Source organism: Antarcticimicrobium sediminis, from assembly GCF_004348975.1.
Taxonomy (GTDB): Bacteria; Pseudomonadota; Alphaproteobacteria; order Rhodobacterales; family Rhodobacteraceae; genus Antarcticimicrobium; species Antarcticimicrobium sediminis.
In genome coordinates this window covers 639,133-656,826 of record NZ_SMFP01000001.1, presented here as the reverse complement: position 1 = coordinate 656,826, position 17,694 = coordinate 639,133, and the positions used below count along the sequence as shown (strand labels likewise).

General features: G+C 64.8%; 21 protein-coding genes and 1 tRNA gene. 12 read left to right on the top strand and 10 right to left on the bottom strand.

Annotated features, from left to right (window positions below):
* Positions 1-18: 18 nt before the first annotated feature.
* Complete coding sequence (locus E1B25_RS03125) at positions 19-1,338, bottom strand: ferredoxin reductase family protein (RefSeq protein WP_132827188.1); 1,320 nt, start codon at positions 1,336-1,338, stop codon at positions 19-21.
* A gap of 162 nt (positions 1,339-1,500) precedes the next feature.
* On the opposite strand from E1B25_RS03125, the gene E1B25_RS03120 reads away from it, so the two are divergent.
* The 4 genes from E1B25_RS03120 to E1B25_RS03105 all read left to right on the top strand — a co-directional run bounded on the left by E1B25_RS03120 (position 1,501) and on the right by E1B25_RS03105 (position 4,525).
* Positions 1,501-2,787 carry a lipoprotein-releasing ABC transporter permease subunit gene (locus tag E1B25_RS03120; RefSeq protein ID WP_132827187.1) on the top strand — a complete coding sequence of 429 codons (1,287 nt, stop codon included), beginning with the start codon at positions 1,501-1,503 and terminating at the stop codon, positions 2,785-2,787.
* Positions 2,780-3,487, top strand: coding sequence for an ABC transporter ATP-binding protein (locus tag E1B25_RS03115; RefSeq protein WP_206338491.1), 708 nt, complete (start codon positions 2,780-2,782; stop codon positions 3,485-3,487). Before E1B25_RS03120 ends, E1B25_RS03115 begins: the two co-directional genes overlap by 8 nt.
* A gap of 217 nt (positions 3,488-3,704) precedes the next feature.
* On the top strand, positions 3,705-4,109 hold the full coding sequence (locus E1B25_RS03110; protein ID WP_132827186.1) for a c-type cytochrome: 405 nt from the start codon (positions 3,705-3,707) through the stop codon (positions 4,107-4,109).
* Positions 4,110-4,117: 8 nt separating this feature from the next.
* The gene (locus E1B25_RS03105) at positions 4,118-4,525 is read left to right on the top strand and encodes a c-type cytochrome (protein WP_132827185.1); all 408 of its coding nucleotides are present in this window, start codon (positions 4,118-4,120) and stop codon (positions 4,523-4,525) included.
* 31 nt (positions 4,526-4,556) lie between these two features.
* Here E1B25_RS03105 and E1B25_RS03100 read toward each other — a convergent pair whose 3' ends face one another.
* Both E1B25_RS03100 and E1B25_RS03095 read right to left on the bottom strand, forming a co-directional pair.
* Positions 4,557-5,168 carry a hypothetical protein gene (locus tag E1B25_RS03100; protein ID WP_245510598.1) on the bottom strand — a complete coding sequence of 204 codons (612 nt, stop codon included), beginning with the start codon at positions 5,166-5,168 and terminating at the stop codon, positions 4,557-4,559.
* Positions 5,169-5,257: 89 nt separating this feature from the next.
* Positions 5,258-5,662, bottom strand: coding sequence for a PaaI family thioesterase (locus E1B25_RS03095; RefSeq protein WP_132827184.1), 405 nt, complete (start codon positions 5,660-5,662; stop codon positions 5,258-5,260).
* Between the two features lie 156 nt (positions 5,663-5,818).
* Between E1B25_RS03095 and E1B25_RS03090 the strand changes: the two genes are divergently transcribed.
* Positions 5,819-6,682 (top strand): alpha/beta hydrolase, encoded by an 864-nt coding sequence (locus E1B25_RS03090; protein WP_165937539.1) that lies wholly within the window; start codon positions 5,819-5,821, stop codon positions 6,680-6,682.
* Positions 6,683-6,688: 6 nt separating this feature from the next.
* Here the strand turns inward: E1B25_RS03090 and E1B25_RS03085 are convergent, their stop codons facing one another.
* Together E1B25_RS03085 and E1B25_RS22075 are read right to left on the bottom strand one after the other, a co-directional pair.
* Positions 6,689-9,010: a response regulator gene (locus E1B25_RS03085; protein ID WP_132827182.1), complete on the bottom strand. Its 2,322-nt coding sequence runs from the start codon at positions 9,008-9,010 to the stop codon at positions 6,689-6,691.
* A 160-nt stretch (positions 9,011-9,170) separates the two neighbouring features.
* Positions 9,171-9,254: transfer RNA gene (locus E1B25_RS22075), tRNA-Tyr, on the bottom strand.
* Between the two features lie 117 nt (positions 9,255-9,371).
* Here E1B25_RS22075 and rlmB point away from each other — a divergent pair.
* From rlmB to E1B25_RS03070, 3 genes are all read left to right on the top strand, one after another.
* Entirely contained in the window at positions 9,372-10,157 is a 786-nt protein-coding gene (gene rlmB / locus E1B25_RS03080) for a 23S rRNA (guanosine(2251)-2'-O)-methyltransferase RlmB (protein WP_132827181.1), read from the top strand.
* A 123-nt stretch (positions 10,158-10,280) separates the two neighbouring features.
* Positions 10,281-10,727 carry a YHS domain-containing (seleno)protein gene (locus tag E1B25_RS03075; protein ID WP_245510589.1) on the top strand — a complete coding sequence of 149 codons (447 nt, stop codon included), beginning with the start codon at positions 10,281-10,283 and terminating at the stop codon, positions 10,725-10,727.
* Between the two features lie 183 nt (positions 10,728-10,910).
* A complete protein-coding gene (locus E1B25_RS03070; RefSeq protein WP_132827180.1) occupies positions 10,911-11,381 on the top strand; it encodes a CoA-binding protein in 471 nt (156 codons plus the stop codon).
* Between the two features lie 100 nt (positions 11,382-11,481).
* Here E1B25_RS03070 and E1B25_RS03065 read toward each other — a convergent pair whose 3' ends face one another.
* Both E1B25_RS03065 and hisF read right to left on the bottom strand, forming a co-directional pair.
* A complete protein-coding gene (locus E1B25_RS03065; RefSeq protein ID WP_165937538.1) occupies positions 11,482-11,796 on the bottom strand; it encodes a phosphoribosyl-ATP diphosphatase in 315 nt (104 codons plus the stop codon).
* Complete coding sequence (gene hisF, locus E1B25_RS03060) at positions 11,796-12,563, bottom strand: imidazole glycerol phosphate synthase subunit HisF (RefSeq protein WP_132827179.1); 768 nt, start codon at positions 12,561-12,563, stop codon at positions 11,796-11,798. Before hisF ends, E1B25_RS03065 begins: the two co-directional genes overlap by 1 nt.
* Positions 12,564-12,687: 124 nt before the next feature.
* Here hisF and E1B25_RS03055 point away from each other — a divergent pair, with 124 nt between their 5' ends.
* Positions 12,688-13,137: a DUF302 domain-containing protein gene (locus E1B25_RS03055; RefSeq protein WP_132827178.1), complete on the top strand. Its 450-nt coding sequence runs from the start codon at positions 12,688-12,690 to the stop codon at positions 13,135-13,137.
* 50 nt (positions 13,138-13,187) lie between these two features.
* On the opposite strand, the gene hisA is transcribed toward E1B25_RS03055, so the two are convergent.
* Positions 13,188-13,910 carry a 1-(5-phosphoribosyl)-5-[(5-phosphoribosylamino)methylideneamino]imidazole-4-carboxamide isomerase gene (hisA, locus tag E1B25_RS03050; RefSeq protein WP_132827177.1) on the bottom strand — a complete coding sequence of 241 codons (723 nt, stop codon included), beginning with the start codon at positions 13,908-13,910 and terminating at the stop codon, positions 13,188-13,190.
* A gap of 146 nt (positions 13,911-14,056) precedes the next feature.
* On the opposite strand from hisA, the gene E1B25_RS03045 reads away from it, so the two are divergent.
* Both E1B25_RS03045 and E1B25_RS03040 read left to right on the top strand, forming a co-directional pair.
* Positions 14,057-14,446 carry a DUF2147 domain-containing protein gene (locus tag E1B25_RS03045; RefSeq protein ID WP_132827176.1) on the top strand — a complete coding sequence of 130 codons (390 nt, stop codon included), beginning with the start codon at positions 14,057-14,059 and terminating at the stop codon, positions 14,444-14,446.
* Between the two features lie 170 nt (positions 14,447-14,616).
* Entirely contained in the window at positions 14,617-15,027 is a 411-nt protein-coding gene (locus E1B25_RS03040; RefSeq protein ID WP_165937537.1) for a DUF2147 domain-containing protein, read from the top strand.
* A 25-nt stretch (positions 15,028-15,052) separates the two neighbouring features.
* Here the strand turns inward: E1B25_RS03040 and hisH are convergent, their stop codons facing one another.
* Positions 15,053-15,691: an imidazole glycerol phosphate synthase subunit HisH gene (hisH, locus tag E1B25_RS03035; RefSeq protein ID WP_132827174.1), complete on the bottom strand. Its 639-nt coding sequence runs from the start codon at positions 15,689-15,691 to the stop codon at positions 15,053-15,055.
* Between the two features lie 39 nt (positions 15,692-15,730).
* Positions 15,731-16,318, bottom strand: coding sequence for an imidazoleglycerol-phosphate dehydratase HisB (hisB, locus tag E1B25_RS03030; RefSeq protein ID WP_132827173.1), 588 nt, complete (start codon positions 16,316-16,318; stop codon positions 15,731-15,733).
* A 114-nt stretch (positions 16,319-16,432) separates the two neighbouring features.
* Here hisB and E1B25_RS03025 point away from each other — a divergent pair, with 114 nt between their 5' ends.
* On the top strand, positions 16,433-17,644 hold the full coding sequence (locus E1B25_RS03025; protein ID WP_132827172.1) for a hypothetical protein: 1,212 nt from the start codon (positions 16,433-16,435) through the stop codon (positions 17,642-17,644).
* Positions 17,645-17,694 lie beyond the last annotated feature (50 nt).

Here is a 17,694-nt window from a genome sequence, read left to right as displayed (position 1 = left end):
GGCAGGCGCGACAGCCATCTAATCATAGCTGAACCTTTCGGACAGGATGTTGCGCGACGGAATGCCAAGCTCGATCAAGGCATCCTCCACCGCCTCCAGCATCGGGGCCGGGCCGCAGAGCACGTAGAGCCAGCGCTTGTGTTCGGGGTCGCTGAAATGGGCGCGCAACAGATCGGGTGATACCATCCCGGTTGCGCCGTGCCAGTCCTTGGGCGGTGCGCTGAGCACATGGGTCAGGCGGGTGCCGTGCTCGCTTGCGATGCTCTCCAACTCGGCGCGGCAGGCGATCTGTTCTTCGGTGCGATTGCCATAGATCAGCGCCGTGGGGCGGGGATCGTTGCGCGCGTGAAGCTCGCGCAGGGTGGCGAGCATCGGCGCGATCCCGACGCCGCCCGCGATCAGGGCGATGCCGGGGGCGCTGTGACCGGTGACGCTCAGGTGCCCATGCGGGCCGTCGAGATAGGCGCGGCAGCCCGGTTTGATCTGTCCGATGGTATCGGTGAAATCGCCCAGCTCCTTGATCAGGAAGCGCAGTTCAGGCCCGGCCGAGGGGGCCGAGCTGATTGAGAACGGGTTTTCCCAGAGGCCGAACGGGTTTGTCCCAATGTTGAGCCAGGCAAACTGCCCGGCGTGATAGCGAAAGGGGAAATTGCGCGCGGGGCGCAGCGAAACCTCCCATGTTTTCAGGGCCACGGGGGTGACCGCGCTTACCCGCCAGGGGCGGCGCAGTTGCACCAGTGGGGTCAGAACATAGACATAGGCCAGCGCGAACAGCGCGATGCCCAGCAGCGCGAGCCACACGATACTCATCGCCGGATCGGCGCTGTAGCGACCGGCGCGCAGGGCATGCAACACGGCGAACCCCGCGATCAGGGCGGCGCCCAGCCCATGCAGCATCCGCCAGGTCTCGTAGCGAAACCCCAGCGTGGAGCGCCCGATCGCCATCAGCACCAGCGCGGGCAGCAGCAGCCAAGCGATGATGCCGGGCCAGAGCGCCGAGAAATCCGCCGTGACGAAGAATTGCCGATGGCTGTCCCAGTCGGGCGCTGGCGCACGGCGGGTGGTGTAGAGAAAGGGATGCACAAGCGCCAGAATCGCCGCCCCGCGCGCCAGCAGCTGGTGCATGCGCATCACGATGTCGGTGCCCAGCCGCCGCGCCACAAAGCGATAGCGGCCCAACAACAGGAATTCGGCAAGGATTACCGTCAGCGCGAGAATCCCCGCCCCCGAGGCCAGTTCATCAACAAGCGGGCGTGGCGTCAGCCCTTGCGCCCAAGCCAGACCCAGCGGCAGCAGGGCCGCGACGAGGTAGAGAAGGATCAAAAGCCCGGTCGGCATGGTCGGCACCCTCCTATCGACACGTCATGGCTAGCGCGGCGCTGGGACAATTGCCAGAAAAAGGCGTCGGGCAGGGGCGCGCGAGCATGCCTGCGCAGGTTGCCGCTTGACCCTCCTACGGTGTTCGCCGCACTGTCCGCCGCGAACTGAACAGGAGCTGACGTGGCCAATCGCACGCCCCCCTTTGCCCCCTTTGAATGGATGATCGCCTGGCGCTATTTGCGCGCCCGCCGGGCCGAGGGCGGTGTCAGCGTGATGACCTGGATCAGCCTGATCGGTATCACGCTGGCGGTCTTTGCCCTGATCGCAACGCTGGCGGTGCGCTCGGGCTTTCGCTCGGAATTCGTGGGGACGATTCTGGGCGCGAACGCGCATGTCACGGTTTATAATCAGGGCCAGATCACCGATCAGGGGCGGATCGACCGCTCCATTCCTGATTTTGCCGCCCTAGCCGTGCGACTGGCGCAGGTGCCGGGCGTGACCCGCGCCGCGCCGCTGGTGCGCGGTCAGGTGATGGCGGCGCATCGTGGCCGCAATGCCGGGGTCGAGGTGTTTGGCATCCACGCTGGCGACCTTGCCACATTGCCCGCGATCGCCGGGGGCGAACAGGCGCTGGGGGATCTGGTCGATTTTCCCGCCGGTCTTGCCATAGGATCGGGCGTGGCGCGCGAGTTGGGCGTGACGCTGGGCGACCGCATCAAGCTGATTTCACCCGAAGGGGTGAAAACCGCTTTTGGCACCAGCCCACGGGTGAACGCCTATGACGTGGTCTATATCTTTACCGCCGGGCGCTATGACATCGACCGCACCCGCGTCTACATGCCCTTTGCCGAGGCGCAGTCCTATTTCAACAGTGAAGGGGCGGCCGACGAGATCGAAGTGATGGTCGAACACCCCGAGCAGGTCGAGGATCTGATCCCGGCGTTGCGTCAGGCGGCGGGAGAGCGGGCCCAGGTCTGGACCTGGCGGGATGCCTCTGGCGGGTTTTTGCGCGCGCTTGAGGTCGAGGACAACGTGATGTTCGTGATCCTGTCGATCCTGGTGCTGATCGCGGCGATGAACATCGTTTCGGGTCTGATCATGCTGGTCAAGAACAAGGGGCGCGATATCGGCATCCTACGGACCATCGGGTTGAGCGAGGGCTCGATCCTGCGGGTGTTCTTCATTTGCGGCGCGTTTACCGGGGTGATCGGCACCGCGATGGGGGTGGCGCTGGGGTGCCTGTTTGCGATCTATATCGACCCGATCTTTTCCTTTGTGAACTATGTGATGGGCGGCGGCGTCTGGGATCCGGCGATCCGTGGCATCTATGCGCTTCCGGCCGAGCTGCATCTTTCGGACGTGCTCAAGGCGGTGGCGCTGTCGTTGGGGTTGAGCTTTGTGGTCACCATCTTTCCGGCCCGACGCGCCGCCCGGATGAACCCGGTGGAGGCACTGCGCTATGAGTGATGCGGTGAATGAGCCTGTGCACGACGCGGCATTGCGGCTGGAGGCGGTCGCCAAGGGCTATAACCTTGGCACCCCGGGCGAGGTGCAGGTGCTGCGCGGCGTTGATCTGACGATCGCCCCGGGCGAGACGGTGGCGCTGGTTGCGCCCTCGGGGGCGGGGAAATCGACGCTGCTGCATATCGCTGGGCTGCTCGACACCCCTGACACCGGACGGGTGCTGATCGGCGGGCAGGATATGACCGGGCGGGGCGATGGTGCGCGCACCGCCGTGCGCCGGGGCGACGTGGGGTTCATCTATCAGTTCCACCACCTGCTGCCGGAGTTCACCGCCGCCGAGAACGTGATCCTGCCGCAACTGGCCGATGGTGCCGGGCGGGCGCAGGCTGGCGCGCGGGCGGCTGAACTTCTTGAGCGCGTCGGCCTGTCGGCGCGGGCCGATCACCGCCCCGCCGCGCTGTCGGGGGGCGAACAGCAGCGCGTCGCCTTTTGCCGGGCACTGGCCAACCGTCCGCGCCTTTTGCTGGCGGACGAGCCCACCGGAAATCTTGACCCGGACACCTCGGACCGGGTGTTTGACGTGTTGATGACGCTGGTCGCGGAAACCGGCCTTGCCGCGCTGATCGCCACCCACAATATGGGGTTGGCGGCGCGGATGGACCGGGTGCTGAGGCTGGAAAACGGGATGGTTGTTGCCGCATAGGCCGAACAGACGATGCGTTGATCTGTGTCATTGATCGGTCCGCGCCTGCGGTTCAAGCTGCATGTGGTAAGGCTGTGGCTTGGGCTGTGCCCAAGGTCTGGCGGGCATCGGAATGTCACCCCTTAGCGTGGGGGTGACTGGGCGGGCGTGACCGGGTGAGTGTGTTGAGTTTCCAACAAAATTGTGGTCTTGTAATCTGAGGCAAGGGAGAAAACGCATGCGTGTTGTTCAAGGGATTTTCGGGCTCGTTCTGGCTGTTGCGGCGGTGCCGGCGCTGGCGCAGGACGTGAAAGAGGGGGCCGAGCTGTACCGTGTGCATTGCGCCACCTGCCACGGGATCGAGGGCAGCGGGCAGGGGCCGATGGCCGGGGTGCTGGTGATCCAGCCCAGCGACCTGAGCGCGCTGGCCGCGAAAAACGGCGGCAGTTTTCCGACCGAGCGTGTGATCAAGCGCATCGACGGGCGCGATCCGCTGGTCAGCCATGGCAGCCCGATGCCGGTCTATGGGTTTTTCTTTGAAGGGCAGGGCAAGGCGGTGAAGACCGCAAGTGGTCAGCCGATCATGACGTCCGAGCCGATCGTGGATCTGCTGGCCTATCTGCAATCCCTGCAAAGTGAGTAACGGACCCCATGCCACGCAAACTGCTAAGTGTCGCCCCCGCCCTGTTCCTGTTGGCGGCCTGCGTTTCCGACGAGATGCCGGGGCCGCAAGAGGGGGCGATGCTCTTTGCTGACAACTGCACCGCCTGCCACGACTATCACGGACAGGGGGGGCGGTTGGCGGGCGGTCAGGCGGCGCCGGACCTGACCCGGATTTCCGCCCGCAATGGCGGTGAATTTCCCCGCGCGCGGGTTCTGTCGCGGATCGACGGCTATGGGCATGGCTCGGTCCCGGCCTCCATCATGCCGGAATTCGGTGCCCTGCTGGAGGGCGAATTGGTCCCGGTCGAGGTTGACGGGACATTGACCCCGACGCCGCGCCCGCTGGCGGCGCTGCTGATCTATCTGGAAGGTATCCAGACTGCTGAGGAAGGCTAGGGCCCGCGCGCCCCTTCAGGGGGCTGCCGTTCTAGTCGCAGATGCCCTCGATCTTTACCCCGTTCCAAGGCAGGTAGACGTCGCTTTCGCGCCCCGTTTTTGGCAGCGGCGCCACCGGAAAGGCCTGCGACAACATCTGGTGCAGCCGCTTTGTGCGCGCCGCCTGTGGTGCCAACGCCCGGCAGCAGACAAATTCCTCGACGATTGCGCCCTGCTGCTCATAGCCAAAGCTCTGGAACCGGGGCGCGGCCGTCAGATCGAACAGATAGGGATCCGCCGCCCCGTGCTCGGCGGCCGCGCGCAGCGGCGTGTAGCCCGTGCGCGCCCGGTTCTGCCATTGCCAGACATGGGTCAGCTCATGCGCCAGCAGCATCGCCTCGACCAGATAAAGCTGGTCAGGATAGGTTGGGGTGTAGTCCGCGACATACCATTCTTTGGAAAAGAAGATGCGGTTGAACAGGGTCACCGCCGCCGGTCGGGTGGTGATGACTGCGTCCGTTTCGGGGGGCGCGATACGCTCGCGGCAGGTGACCGGCGGGCGCGGTTTGCGGTGAAAGGTGATCGTGCCCACGGGCGCACCGCGCACCAACCGCACCCGGTCCAGCGCCATGTCGCGCCCTTGTAGGGTTTGTGCAAAAGCCATCTCGCGCTCGGTCAGGGGGCGGCCACAGCTGGCCAGAACCGCGAGAGCGGTCAGCGCGCTGACAAGGCGGATGGCACGGCGCACGGCGTTCAGGGCGCGTAAAAGGTCGCGGTGGCGCTGGCGACCATCTTGCCATCATCCGCGCCGGTCATCTCGGCGCGGGCAAACACCAAGGCCTTGCCAGCCCGGATGATCCGGGCCTGACACAGGATCGCGCTGCCGGTGCCGGGGCGCAGGAACTGGGTGTGCAGGTCGGTGGTGGCAAAGGGTTTGAACTGGCCAGCATGGGCCACGGCGGCCAGCACCATGGTGGTATCGGCCAGCGCCGCCAGCGCTTGACCCGAAACGATGCCACCAACCCGCGCCAGATGATCGCCCAGCGGCATCCGCATCAGTACATGGTCTGCGTCAGCCTCCTGCACCGTCATGTCCAGCGCCCGCACCCATTGGGCAAAGTTTTCGGTGAGGATGCTCTGCAGCGTTTCCGGGGTCATCGGCGGCCTTTCGGTTGTGTTGCGCGCACCCTAGCCCCGCGGCGGCGGCCCCGTCGAGGGGGTTTGCGCCACAGGATTTTCCACCCTTTTCCAAGTTGGACAAAGCGCGTATCCCTCGGCGCGCCCCGAGGATCATGGCAAGCGAAAAGGATCACGATGCGCGTTCCCTATACCCGTCTCAACCGGGCCGAGCTTGACCGGCAACTTTCGCCCAGTCAATCGGCCAAGGATTTCACCGGCGTGCTGGCGCGGCACGCGGCAGAGACGGCTTCGCTGGATGCTGACGGGGCGTTGCGGCGCTGGCGCGACGTGGCCTATGGTCCGGGCGCGCGCCAGCGCTATGACGTGACCGCGCCCAAGGGCGCTGCGGGCCTGCCCTGTCTTGCCTTTATTCACGGCGGGTTCTGGCAAGAGGGCTCCAAGGCGTGGTCCGGGTTTGCCGCCCGCCCCTTTGCGCAGGCGGGCTGGGCGCATGTGGGGTTGGGCTATACGCTCGCGCCCGAGGCCACGCTGTCGGAGATCGTGGACGAGATCGCTGCGGCGCTGATCCATCTGCGGGCCCATGCGGTTGAGTATGGTATCGACCCGGACCGCATTGTGCTGGTGGGCCATTCGGCGGGGGCGCATCTGGCTGCCGCCATTCTGACCGGTCTGGGCGGCGAGCCGCTGGCCGGGGCGATGGCGGGCTATGTTCTGGTCAGCGGGGTCTATGATCTGGCCCCGGTCGCGGCGTCCTATGTCAATGACAAGATGGGGCTCAGCCCCGGCGAGGCGGAGCGGCTCTCACCGCTGCTTTATTGGCCTGCCGCCGACCGGCCGGTGCATCTGCTGATCGGCGCGGAGGAACCCGATGCCTTTCGCCAGCAAAGTGAGGCGCTGGCCCTGCTCTGGGGGCGCGAGCTGCGCCGCATCAGCCTGACGCGCTGTCCCGGGCGGGACCATTTCGACATTCTGGACGAACTCGCGCGCCCCGGTTCGGAAAGCTGGATCCGGATTCAGCGGATGGGGCAGGGCGGCTGAGGCGACTCACTCGGCGCTGCGCGCGTCGCGTGGCCGCTGTTTCGCCGGTGCGGCCCGCCGGTCCAGCGCCGCATCAAGGGTGCTGATCAGCTCCGCCTTGTGGATCGGTTTGCTCAGGAACCCGTCCATCCCTGCAGCATCGCCGCGATCGCGGTCCTCGGCCATGGCGTGCGCGGTCAGCGCCACGATAACACAGGGCGAGAGACCGGCGCGACGTTCAAGCGCGCGGATCTCTTTGGTGGCGGTCAATCCGCCCATGACCGGCATCGAGAAATCCATCAGAATCAGGTCCGGCCGCTCGCTCAGGTAGTTGTCGACCGCCTCCTGGCCGTTGTCCCATGTGGTGAAACGGGCCACCCGATTGCCGATCATCTTTTGCACGATGAACTGGTTGGTCTTGTTGTCTTCGGCAAGACAGACCCGCAGGGCGATGATGTCCGGCAGTGTCTGTGTCGAGGGGGGCGGGGAGGTATGCTCCGCCGTTGGCGCTATACCGCTCAGCCCCATCGCGCTGCACAGTGTCTTGAACAGAAGATCGGTGCGTACCGGCTTGCTGAGACATTTTTCGATGTCGGCGCGGGTCAGGGCCGGGCGCAGCCCCTCCAGATCGCCCGAGGAAAGCACCACGATCGGTAGCTCTGCCGTGTGCGGCCGCGCGCGCAGCGCCAGCAACAATTCGGCCCCGTCCATGCCGGGCATATGATGATCCGAGATCAAGATGTCAGGGACAGGCTGGCGCCCGGTTTTCAGCGCGGCCAGGACCGCGATGGCGCTGTCATAGGCGAGGCTTTGCATGCCAAAGCTTGCCAGCCGGGCGGTCAGGATGCGGCGGTTGATTTCCAGATCATCCACCACCACCGCCGTCTTGCCAGCCAGCGCGCTGGGATCAAGGAAGAAGACCGGCGTGTCGACCTGGACGTGTTCGGGCGGGGCGGTGGCGGGCAGCGGCAGGATCATGCGAAACACCGATCCTTGCCCCGGCGTACTTTCCGCCGAGACGTCGCCCCCCATCAGCCGCAGCAGCCGCCGGGTGATCGCAAGGCCCAGCCCGGTGCCGGAGTGGCTGCGGGTGTCGCCGCCGTCCACCTGTTCGAAATCACGAAAGATCGTTTCGATCTGGTCCTGCGGGATGCCGATCCCGGTATCGCTGACCGCGATTTCGACCCTGTCTCCCTCCTGTTCGCTGACGCGGATTGTCACGTGCCCGCTCTCGGTGAACTTGACCGCGTTGCCAGCCACGTTCAGCAGACACTGCCGTAGCCGCGCCTCGTCCCCGACCACCCATGCCGGTAGCGGTTTCTGGAAGTCGACGCAAAGTTCGACCCCCTTGCCGTTGCCGGCGGGAAACAGCAGGTCGGCGGCGTCCTGCACGCAATTGTGCAGGTCAAAGGGCTGTGGCTCGATCTTGACCTTGCCGGCCTCGATCTTGGAAAAATCCAATATGTCGTTGATGATGGTCAGAAGCGCCGAAGAGGAGTTCAGGATCGTGGCGGAATAGCTGCGCTGTTCATCGGTCATCTCGGTCTCGTTCAGCAGTTCCGACATGCCCATGATCCCATTGAGCGGGGTGCGGATTTCATGGCTCATATTCGCCAGAAATTGCGATTTTACATCTTCGGCCTGTCGCGCCGCGTCGCGTGCCAGCGCCAGATCCTTGTTCAATACGGACATCCGGTACCAAGCATAGGCAATGGCACCGATCGGGATCAAGCTGGCCAGCGTCAGGATCACCACCAAGGTCTCGCTGAACTGGCGAAACGCGCGGTAGATCGTGGCGCGACTGGCCGAGATGTCAACGAACACCTCTGCGGCACCGATAATTTCCCCGTTCGATTTGATCGGCAGGACGCTGCGAGAGACGTATAAGTCATGGTCACTCTGTTTCCAGCCGTCGGTGATTTGGGTCACCACCTTGCCGTCAGACAGAACCGCCCGGATCTGCGCGGCATCCTCGGCGGTCGTGGTCGGAGGCAACGGTGGGTTTGGGTGGGGATGCTTCGCTGCGAGTGCGCCGCGTGAGGACAGCAATACCAGCCGCCCCAATTTGTCGTAGATTCGGTAATAAAAGACATTTCCGAATTCAATCGTACCGTGCCGGCTGATGATCTCCACGCTGTCCTGTGCGCCGAGCGCGGCCAGACCCGCAAATTTGTCCATATGGAGCACGTCGTGATCGTACCAAGTCTGTGCGGCCGATTCGGCAGTGGCCGTCAGGGTTGATTCGGTCACGTAGAGGCGGGTGTTGATGATCAGCCGCGCGGCGACAAAGATCACCAAGGCCAGAACCAGAAAGGACCAGATCCCGATCTTTAGCTTGTTTCCACTCATTGGCAGATCCCCCGATTGCGTGCCTGCACGGATTGGGGGGGCAAAAACGCTAAATTCGGGTTAAGTCTTGCGCGGCAGGGGGGCAGCGCAGGGCGAGGCATCACGCTTTGCGCCGCAGCCCGCTATGACCACCTAATGGGGTCATCAAGAAAGGGGTGGATGGTGGGCGACCCTGGAATCGAACCAGGCGTGCGTCTCCGCGAGGGAGTTACAGTCCCCTGCCACACCTTGCGGCCTGTCGCCCATCCACGTGCGCTGTTGCGCCCGTTGTGTCGGCGTGATTACAAGCGCGTCCAAGGGGCGTCAACAGGAAATTCCGCCGCCGGGCTGACCCGGCGCAAATGTAGAGCCGGGGGCTAAGATGAAGAAACCAAAATGGGTGGTCGAGAAGGAACAGGCGCGCAAATCTGCCGGCTCCGAGACCGTGTGGCTTTTCGGTTTGCACGCAGTGCGCGATGCGCTGTTGAACCCCAAACGGGAGAAGCTGCGCCTGATCGTCACGCGCAACGCGCAGGACAAGCTTGCCGATGCCATCGCTACGGCTGAAATCACGCCGGAAGAGGCCGATCCGCGCCGGTTCACCGCGCCGATCGACCCTGGTTCGGTGCATCAGGGGGCGGCGCTTGAGGTCAAACCGTTGTCCTGGGGCAGCCTGACAGAGGTCTGCATCGGGCGTGAGGCCGAGGGCGCGGTGCCACGGGTGATTCTACTGGATCGGGTGACCGATCCGCACAACGTGGGGGCGATTTTGCGCAGCGCCGAGGTTCTGGGTGCCAGCGCCGTGATCGGCACCCGCCACCATTCCGCGCCCGAAACCGGGGCGCTGGCCAAGTCGGCCAGCGGTGCGCTGGAGCGGCAGCCCTATCTGCGGGTGCGCAATCTGTCCGATGCGATTATCGAGTTGCAGGGCATGGGGTTTTTGGTGCTCGCGCTGGATGGCGAGGCCGACCAGACCATCGAGGCGGCACTGGACGGGCGCCGTGATCGCCCTGTGGCGCTTGTGCTGGGGGCCGAGGGGCCGGGGCTGCGTCAAAAGACCAAGGAAACCGTGGATCACGTGGTCAAGATCGATGCAGCCGGCGGGTTTGGCTCGCTCAATGTCTCCAACGCGGCGGCGCTTGCGCTGTATGCTTCGCTGACCCATTGACCGGCTGATTGGCCGACGCGCAGGCGGGGCTTTGCTCCGCCTGCATCACAACCGCGTCAGGGGGGCTTTGCAGGTCGGCCCCGGCAGGGCATCTTTGCCCTGTTCACAACGCTAGAAGATGCCATGCCCCTGCGATTGATCCTGTCCGTGCTGACTGCCCTGCTGCTGCTGACTGGCGTGGCCCGCGCGGAGATGCCGGTGTTCCATGCCAGCAAGGGCGCGGCGATCAGCGGGTATGACACGGTGGCCTATTTCACCGTCGGGAAGGCCGTGCGCGGCAAGCCCGATATTGCGGTGATGTGGAAGGGGGCGGTGTGGTTGTTCTCGACCCGGAAAAACCGCGAGACCTTCGAGGCGAACCCGCGGGCCTATGCGCCGCAATTTGGCGGATACTGTGCCTATGCGATGTCAAAGGGGCAGATTTTGGGGGCCAATCCCGAGGCGTGGCGGATCGTCGACGGGAAATTGTACCTGATCCACAGTTTTACCTACATGAAGTTGTGGGCTGTAGATCCGCCACAAAATATTGTGTTGGCGGGCGCGAATTGGCCGGGGGTGCTGCGGCAATGAGCGGGTTTTTCTCACGATTTCGCGACGAGGCCTTTTTTTTTCGACAATGGTGCCTAAATCTCACAGTGACCGCGGTGAGGAACTACCGTGGGTCATTCTACTGTCCCTCGTTCCACACTGGCGCCCAGGCCTTTTAGGCTTTGGGCGCTTTTTTCTTTTCGCGCGCGGGTCTAGGGTGCGGTCATGGCTGAATATTCTGACAAACTGTTGAAAGACATCCTGACGCGCACCCGGCGGATCGCCGTAGTGGGGGTCTCGACCAACCCGGTGCGGCCAAGCTATTACGTCGCCCGCTATCTCTCGCTCAAGGGTTATGAGGTGATCCCGGTCAACCCGGGCCACGCCGGAAAAGAGCTGTTTGGTCAAACGGTTGTGGCCAGCCTGTCAGAGATCGACGGCGCGGTGGACATGGTGGATATCTTTCGCCGTTCTGACGCGGTGCCGCCCATCGTGGACGAGGCCTTGGCGGCATTTCCCGAGTTGCAGACGATCTGGATGCAGATCGGCGTGGAGAATCCCGAGGCTGCGGCCAAGGCCGAGTCGCGGGGCGTGACGGTGATTCAGAATCGCTGTCCCAAGATCGAGTATCAGCGCCTGTTCGGTGAGCTTCGCATGGGCGGGTTTGCCACCGGGGTGATTTCCTCAAAGCTTTGAAACCTGCGCAACGCGCGGGACCGCAAGGGCGGTTAAGGCGCGGGGGCAGCCGCCGGTGGTCCAAGGTGTCAAGACTCGGGCCGCGATTCCGGAAACGCCCCTAAGGTTTGCGCGCCGCTTTTTCGGCAATGCCGCTGGTGCCCTGACGGCGGGCGAGCTCATCCAGCACGTCTTGCAGCGGCACCTCGCGCGATTGCAGCATCACCAGCAGGTGATAGAGCGTATCGGCGGCCTCGGAGGTGAGGCGCGCGCGGTCGCCCTTGACTGCCTCGATGATCGCCTCGACGGCCTCTTCCCCGAATTTCTCGGCGCATTTCTCGGGGCCCTTGGCCAGCAGCTTGGCGGTCCAACTGCTGTCGGGGTCGGTCTTGGCGCGCTGGGCGATGGTTTCGGCAAGTTGGTCGAGCATATGCATCAGGCAAACTCCATCCGCATCGGGATCCCGGCGGCGGCCATGTAGTCCTTGGCCTCGTGAATGGTGAAATCCCCGAAGTGAAAGATCGAGGCGGCGAGTACGGCGCTGGCATGGCCTTCGGTCACGCCCTCGACCAGATGTTGCAGCGTGCCGACACCGCCCGACGCGATCACCGGCACCTGTACCGCGTCGGCGATGGCGCGGGTGAGGGGCAGGTTAAAGCCCGCCCGGGTGCCGTCGCGGTCCATCGAGGTAAGCAGGATTTCCCCGGCGCCCTTGGCGGTGACGGTGCGGGCAAAGTCGACCGCGTCGATGCCGGTGGCGCGGCGGCCACCATGGGTAAAGATTTCCCATTTGCCGGGGCTGACCGTCTTGGCGTCGATCGCCACCACGATGCATTGGCTGCCAAAGTGATCGGCGGCCTCGGCCACCACATCGGGGTTGGCCACGGCGGCGGAATTGAAGCTGACCTTGTCGGCCCCGGCCAGCAGCAGCGCGCGCACATCATCGCGGGTGCGTACGCCACCGCCGACGGTCAGCGGGATATAGCATTGCTCGGCGGTGCGCTGGACCAGATCGTACATGGTGCCACGGTTTTCATGGGTGGCATGGATGTCGAGAAAGCACAGCTCGTCCGCGCCGGCGGCGTCATAGGCTTTTGCGGCCTCGACCGGATCACCGGCATCGATCAGATCGACGAAGTTGACGCCTTTGACCACGCGGCCATCGGCCACGTCGAGGCAGGGGATGATGCGGGTTTTCAGCATGTCCGCTCCTTTTGCTTGGGCTCTCTCCTAATCGCAAAGTCCCGCCGATACCAGAGATGTGACTGGACCATTGCGTCGCGCCGTGACGACATGCGGGCATTAGGTTTTACCGAAAGGGATAGAGATGCGCGGACATATCATATTGGCGGCAGCGATTGCCGTAATGGGAGCAGGACAGGCCATGGCGGGCGATCTGATACGGGTCAAGACCGGGAAATCGGTCGATGCGGCGATGAGCGCGTTGCAGGCGGCGGTCGAGGGGGCCGGGGCGACCGTGTTCGCGCGGGTCGATCACGCGGCCGGGGCCAAGATGGTCGATATGGATCTGGGCGAGGCGCAGGTGTTGATCTTTGGCAATCCCAAGCTGGGCACGCCAGTTATGCAGGCCGACCCGCGCGCCGGGCTGTTCCTGCCGCTGCGGGTGCTGGCCTATGCGGATGGCGACGGGCAGGTCTGGCTGGCTTACCAAGATCCCAAGGAGATGCTGGAGGATCTGGATGTCGACGATGTGCCCGCCATCGGCATGATGCAGGGCGCGTTAGGCAAGCTTACGGCGAAGGCTGCGGCTGAGTAATTGGCCGGGTAACTTGGCCAAGTAACTAGGCGGGTAGCGGGGCGCGAAACCTAGCCCCGCAGCGCCGCCAGTGCCTGTTGCAGGTCGATGGCGCCATCATAAAGCGCACGGCCCGAGATCGCGCCGTCAAGCGTCGCGCCACAGTCGCGCAGGGCGATCAGGTCGGCCACCGAGCTGACCCCGCCCGAGGCGATGACGGGAATCGAGACGGCGCGGGCCAGTGCGGCGGTGGCCGCGACATTGGGCCCCTGCATCGCGCCGTCGCGGTTGATGTCGGTATAGATGATCGCGGCGACCCCGGCATCCTCGAACGAACGGGCGAGGTCGGTGGCGTCGACATTGGTTTCCTCGGCCCAGCCCTTGGTCGCGACCATGCCGTTGCGGGCGTCGATGCCGACGGCGACCTGACCGGGAAAGGCGCGCGCAGCCTCGCGCACCAGATCGGGGTTTTCGACCGCCACGGTGCCAAGGATGACGCGCGCCAGCCCCTTGGACAGCCAGGTCTCGATCGTGGCCATGTCGCGGATGCCGCCGCCAAGCTGGGCGGGCACGTCGCAGGCGGCAAGGATCGCCTCGACCGCGGCGGCGTTGACCGGTGCGCCGGCGAAGGCGCCGTTGAGGTCGACCAGATGCAGCCATTCACAGCCTGCCTCGACAAAGGCGCGGGCCTGCGCGGCGGGGTCGTCGTTGAACACGGTCACCTTGTCCATGTCGCCGCGCAAAAGGCGCACGGCCTGTCCGTCCTTGAGGTCGATGGCGGGGTACAGGATCATGGCGGGCCTTTCTGATGCGGGTTATGGCGTTTGCGGCGTTTCGCGCCCTATTGCACCGGGGCTGGGGGAAATGCAACGCGACCCGGGGTCAGCCTTGCCTGACTCGGGCGGCATGGGGCAGGCTTTCGGGCAGGGAGGATCTTTGAATGAAACATATCTGGCTTGGGGCTGTTCTGGGTCTTGGGATTGCCGGGGCGGCGATGGCGGCGGACCCGCTGGAGGGCACTTGGAAGACCGAGGTCGATGACGGGTCTTATGCGCATATCGATATCGCGCCTTGCGGTGCGGCGCTGTGCGGGGTGATTGCGAAAAGCTTCAATGCCTCGGGCGCGTATCGGTCCGAGAATCAGGGCAAGACGCTGGTGATCGACATGGTGCCGCAGGGAGACGGGCACTATGCGGGCAAGGTTTGGCGGCCCTCGAACGACAAGATCTATATCGGCAAGATGGATCTTTCGGGCAACACGGTTGCGTTGCGCGGCTGCGTGGCGGGCGGGTTGATCTGCTCGAAACAGAGCTGGAGCCGGGTGAACTGATCCGTTCGGCGCCTTTGCGCTGATCCGCGAGGTGGCCGAAAATAGTATACCGCAATGGGGCCGGGCGCGTGTAATATGCGACCGGCTTTGCTCTGCCGGGCCGGGACAGACGGCAGCAAATGCCAGGATCGCTGATTGGGGTGATGTTGGTGACATTGACTATTGGACAGATGAAACGGGGTCTTGCCGCAGCGCTTTGCGCGGGGGTGTTCCCTATGATGGTGACGGTGATAGCGCCGGTGATGGCGCTGGCGGACACGCCGGTGGGCACATGGCTGACACCGCCGGACGCAAAGGGCATCGTCGCCCATATCGAGGCGCGTCCCTGTGGCACGGCCACCTGTGGCGTGATCGCGCGCACCTATGACAGCCGGGGCCGCCTGGTGCGGACGCCGAATCTGGGCGTGCGGGTGTTCTGGGATATGGTGCCCGCCGGGGCGGGGGTGTGGACCGGGCGCGCCTTTGTGCCAGCCCATAACCGGACCTATCCCGGCACCATCCAGGTGGTGGGCGACCGGTTGACGGTGCGCGGCTGTTACGGGCCGGTCTGTCAGTCGCAGGTCTGGGCGCGGGTGAACTAAGGGGCCTTAAGCCAAGGCGGCCCGGTCAGGGCCGCCAGCGCAGGAAATTCCCGATCAGGCGCAGCCCGGTCTTCTGGCTTTTTTCCGGGTGGAACTGGGTGCCCAGCATGGTACCGCGCCCGATGATGGCGGTGACATCGCCGCCATAGTCTACATGCGCGATCCGCTCCTGCGGGCTGGCGACGCGGACTTGGTAGGAGTGCACGAAATAGGCGTGATCGCCGGTGGTGATGCCGTCGAGCACCGGGTGGGGATGGTCTATCACCAGATCGTTCCAGCCCATATGCGGCACCTTCATCTCCGGGTTGGAGGGGGTGATCTTCACCACCTCGCCACCGATCCAGTCGAGCCCTTGGGTATCCTCGTATTCGCGGCCCCATGTGGCCATCAACTGCATGCCGACGCAGATTCCCAGAAACGGGCGGCCCCGGGTTTCGACCGTCTCGACCAGCGCCTCGAACAGGCCGGACTGGCCGCGCAGCGCGCGGGCGCAGGCGGGAAAGGCGCCGTCGCCGGGTAGCACGACGCGGTCGGCGCGGGCCACCACATCGGCGTCGGCGGTGACCACGACGGTGCCGCCGCCAACCTCGCGCGCCATGCGTTGGAACGCCTTTTCGGCAGAGTGCAGATTGCCGCTTTCATAGTCGATGATGGCGGTCAGCATGGTTTGCTTTCCTCGCAGGTGGGAGAGGTCGGGGGCGCCTTACAGAGCGCCCTTGGTCGAGGGGATCGCGTCGGATTTGCGCGGGTCGGTCTCGACCGCCACGCGCAGGGCGCGGGCCACCGCTTTGAACGCCGCCTCGGCGATGTGGTGGCTGTTGAACCCATGGATCTGGTCCACATGCAGCGTGATGCCGCCATGGGTGCTGAGAGCCTGAAAGAATTCGCGCACCAGTTCGGTGTCGAAGGTGCCGATCTTGGGCGTCGGCAGATCGACGTTCCAGACCAGAAACGGGCGACCGGAAAGATCGAGCGCGCAGCGCAGTTGCGCGTCGTCCATCGGCAGGTGGCATTCACCATAACGGCGGATGCCTTTCTTGTCGCCAAGCGCCTGCGTGAACGCCTGACCCAGCGCGATGCCCACATCTTCGACCGTGTGGTGATCGTCGATATGCAGATCGCCGGTGGCGCGGATGGTCATGTCGATCAGCGAGTGGCGCGCCAATTGGTCCAGCATGTGGTCAAAGAACCCCACGCCGGTCTGGTTGTCATAGCTGCCGCTGCCGTCGAGGTCGATCTCGACCGTGATGTCGGTTTCCGCAGTCTTGCGAACGATCCGGGCCTGTCGCATGGGGCGCGCTCCTTTGATGCCGCCCCCTTATAGGCGCGCATCGGATCAAGGCCAAGGGCGCGCGGGACGGCAAAACCGCTTCCTTTTCCGGGGGCTGTGCTGTCTGTATGGCGCATGAGAATTTTGGCAAATACCGATGAGTTGGTCCGCGACGGGGTGCTGAGCCCCGATCAGGCGGAGGAGATCGCCCGCCGTGCGCGCGAAGACATGATGACGCTGGCGGTCAATATCGTGCTGTTCACGGGGATCCTCGCGGTGATCGGCGGCATGGTGGGGTTTCTGGAAGATATGGCGCAGATCACAGCGCTGGGCGCTGTGGTCACGCTGGCCGGTGCGGTGGCGCTGCTGCGGGCGCCCGAGGCCTATCGGCTGTTGTCCAACGCGACGGCGGTGATTGGGGCGGTGCTTTTGGTCGGTGGCGCGGTGGGCTGGGGTGTGCAGGCGAGCGGCAGTGCCAGTATCGCTGCGGTGCTGGGTCTGCCGATCGGGCTGGGGGCCTATGCGGTCTGGCGGCGGGGGCCGGGGCGGCTGCGGTTTCTGGCCGGGTGGCTGACCTGTCTGGGCGTGGCGGCGCATCTGAGCGGGATGCTGAGCGAACCGCTGGGCCCGGTTTTGGGCGGGGTGCCGCCGTGGATCCTGTATCACTACGCTGCTGCGGTGCTTATCCTGTGCGGCGTGGCGCTGGATATTCGGTTGGTCACGGCGCTGTCGATCCCGATGCTGGCGGTGGCGCTGTCGTCGCGCAGTTTTTACCAGACCGGCATGTACGGTCTGGCGATCTATGAATCGACGCTGACGGTGCTGCAGATGGCGCTGTTGGCCGGGGCTTGCCTGTGGCTGATCTCCAGCCAGTCGGAGCGGATCGGGCGGCATGCGACGATCTTGGGGCGGCTGGCCTTTATCTGGATGAATATGGCGTTCTGGATCGGATCGCTTTGGGGCGATCAGGTCGGGTATTACCTGTGGGGGCCGCGCTGGTCGGATTTCAGCGCCGATCCCAGTTGGCGCGCGGACGCCAGCGCCGTGGAGGCCTATGATGCGGCGAAGGCGGCGTTTCAGTCCCATGTCCTTGTGATCTCAAGCGACGCCTATGCGCTGGTCTGGGCACTGGTGATCCTTGGCGTCGGGCTGTGGGCGGCGATGGCGGCGCGGCGCGCGGTGTTCAACACCGCCGTCACCTTTGGCGCGATCCACCTGTATACCCAGTATTTCGAACGGCTGGAGGCCGAACCCGGCACCATCGTCGTGGCCGGGCTGATCGCCATTGCGCTGGCCTATGGGGCGTGGCGGTTGAACGCCTGGATCCGTGACCGCGCGGTGGGTTAGGGCAGGGCGGGCGGGGATTGCACCCGGCCCGCTGCCATGCCAGTTTGGCG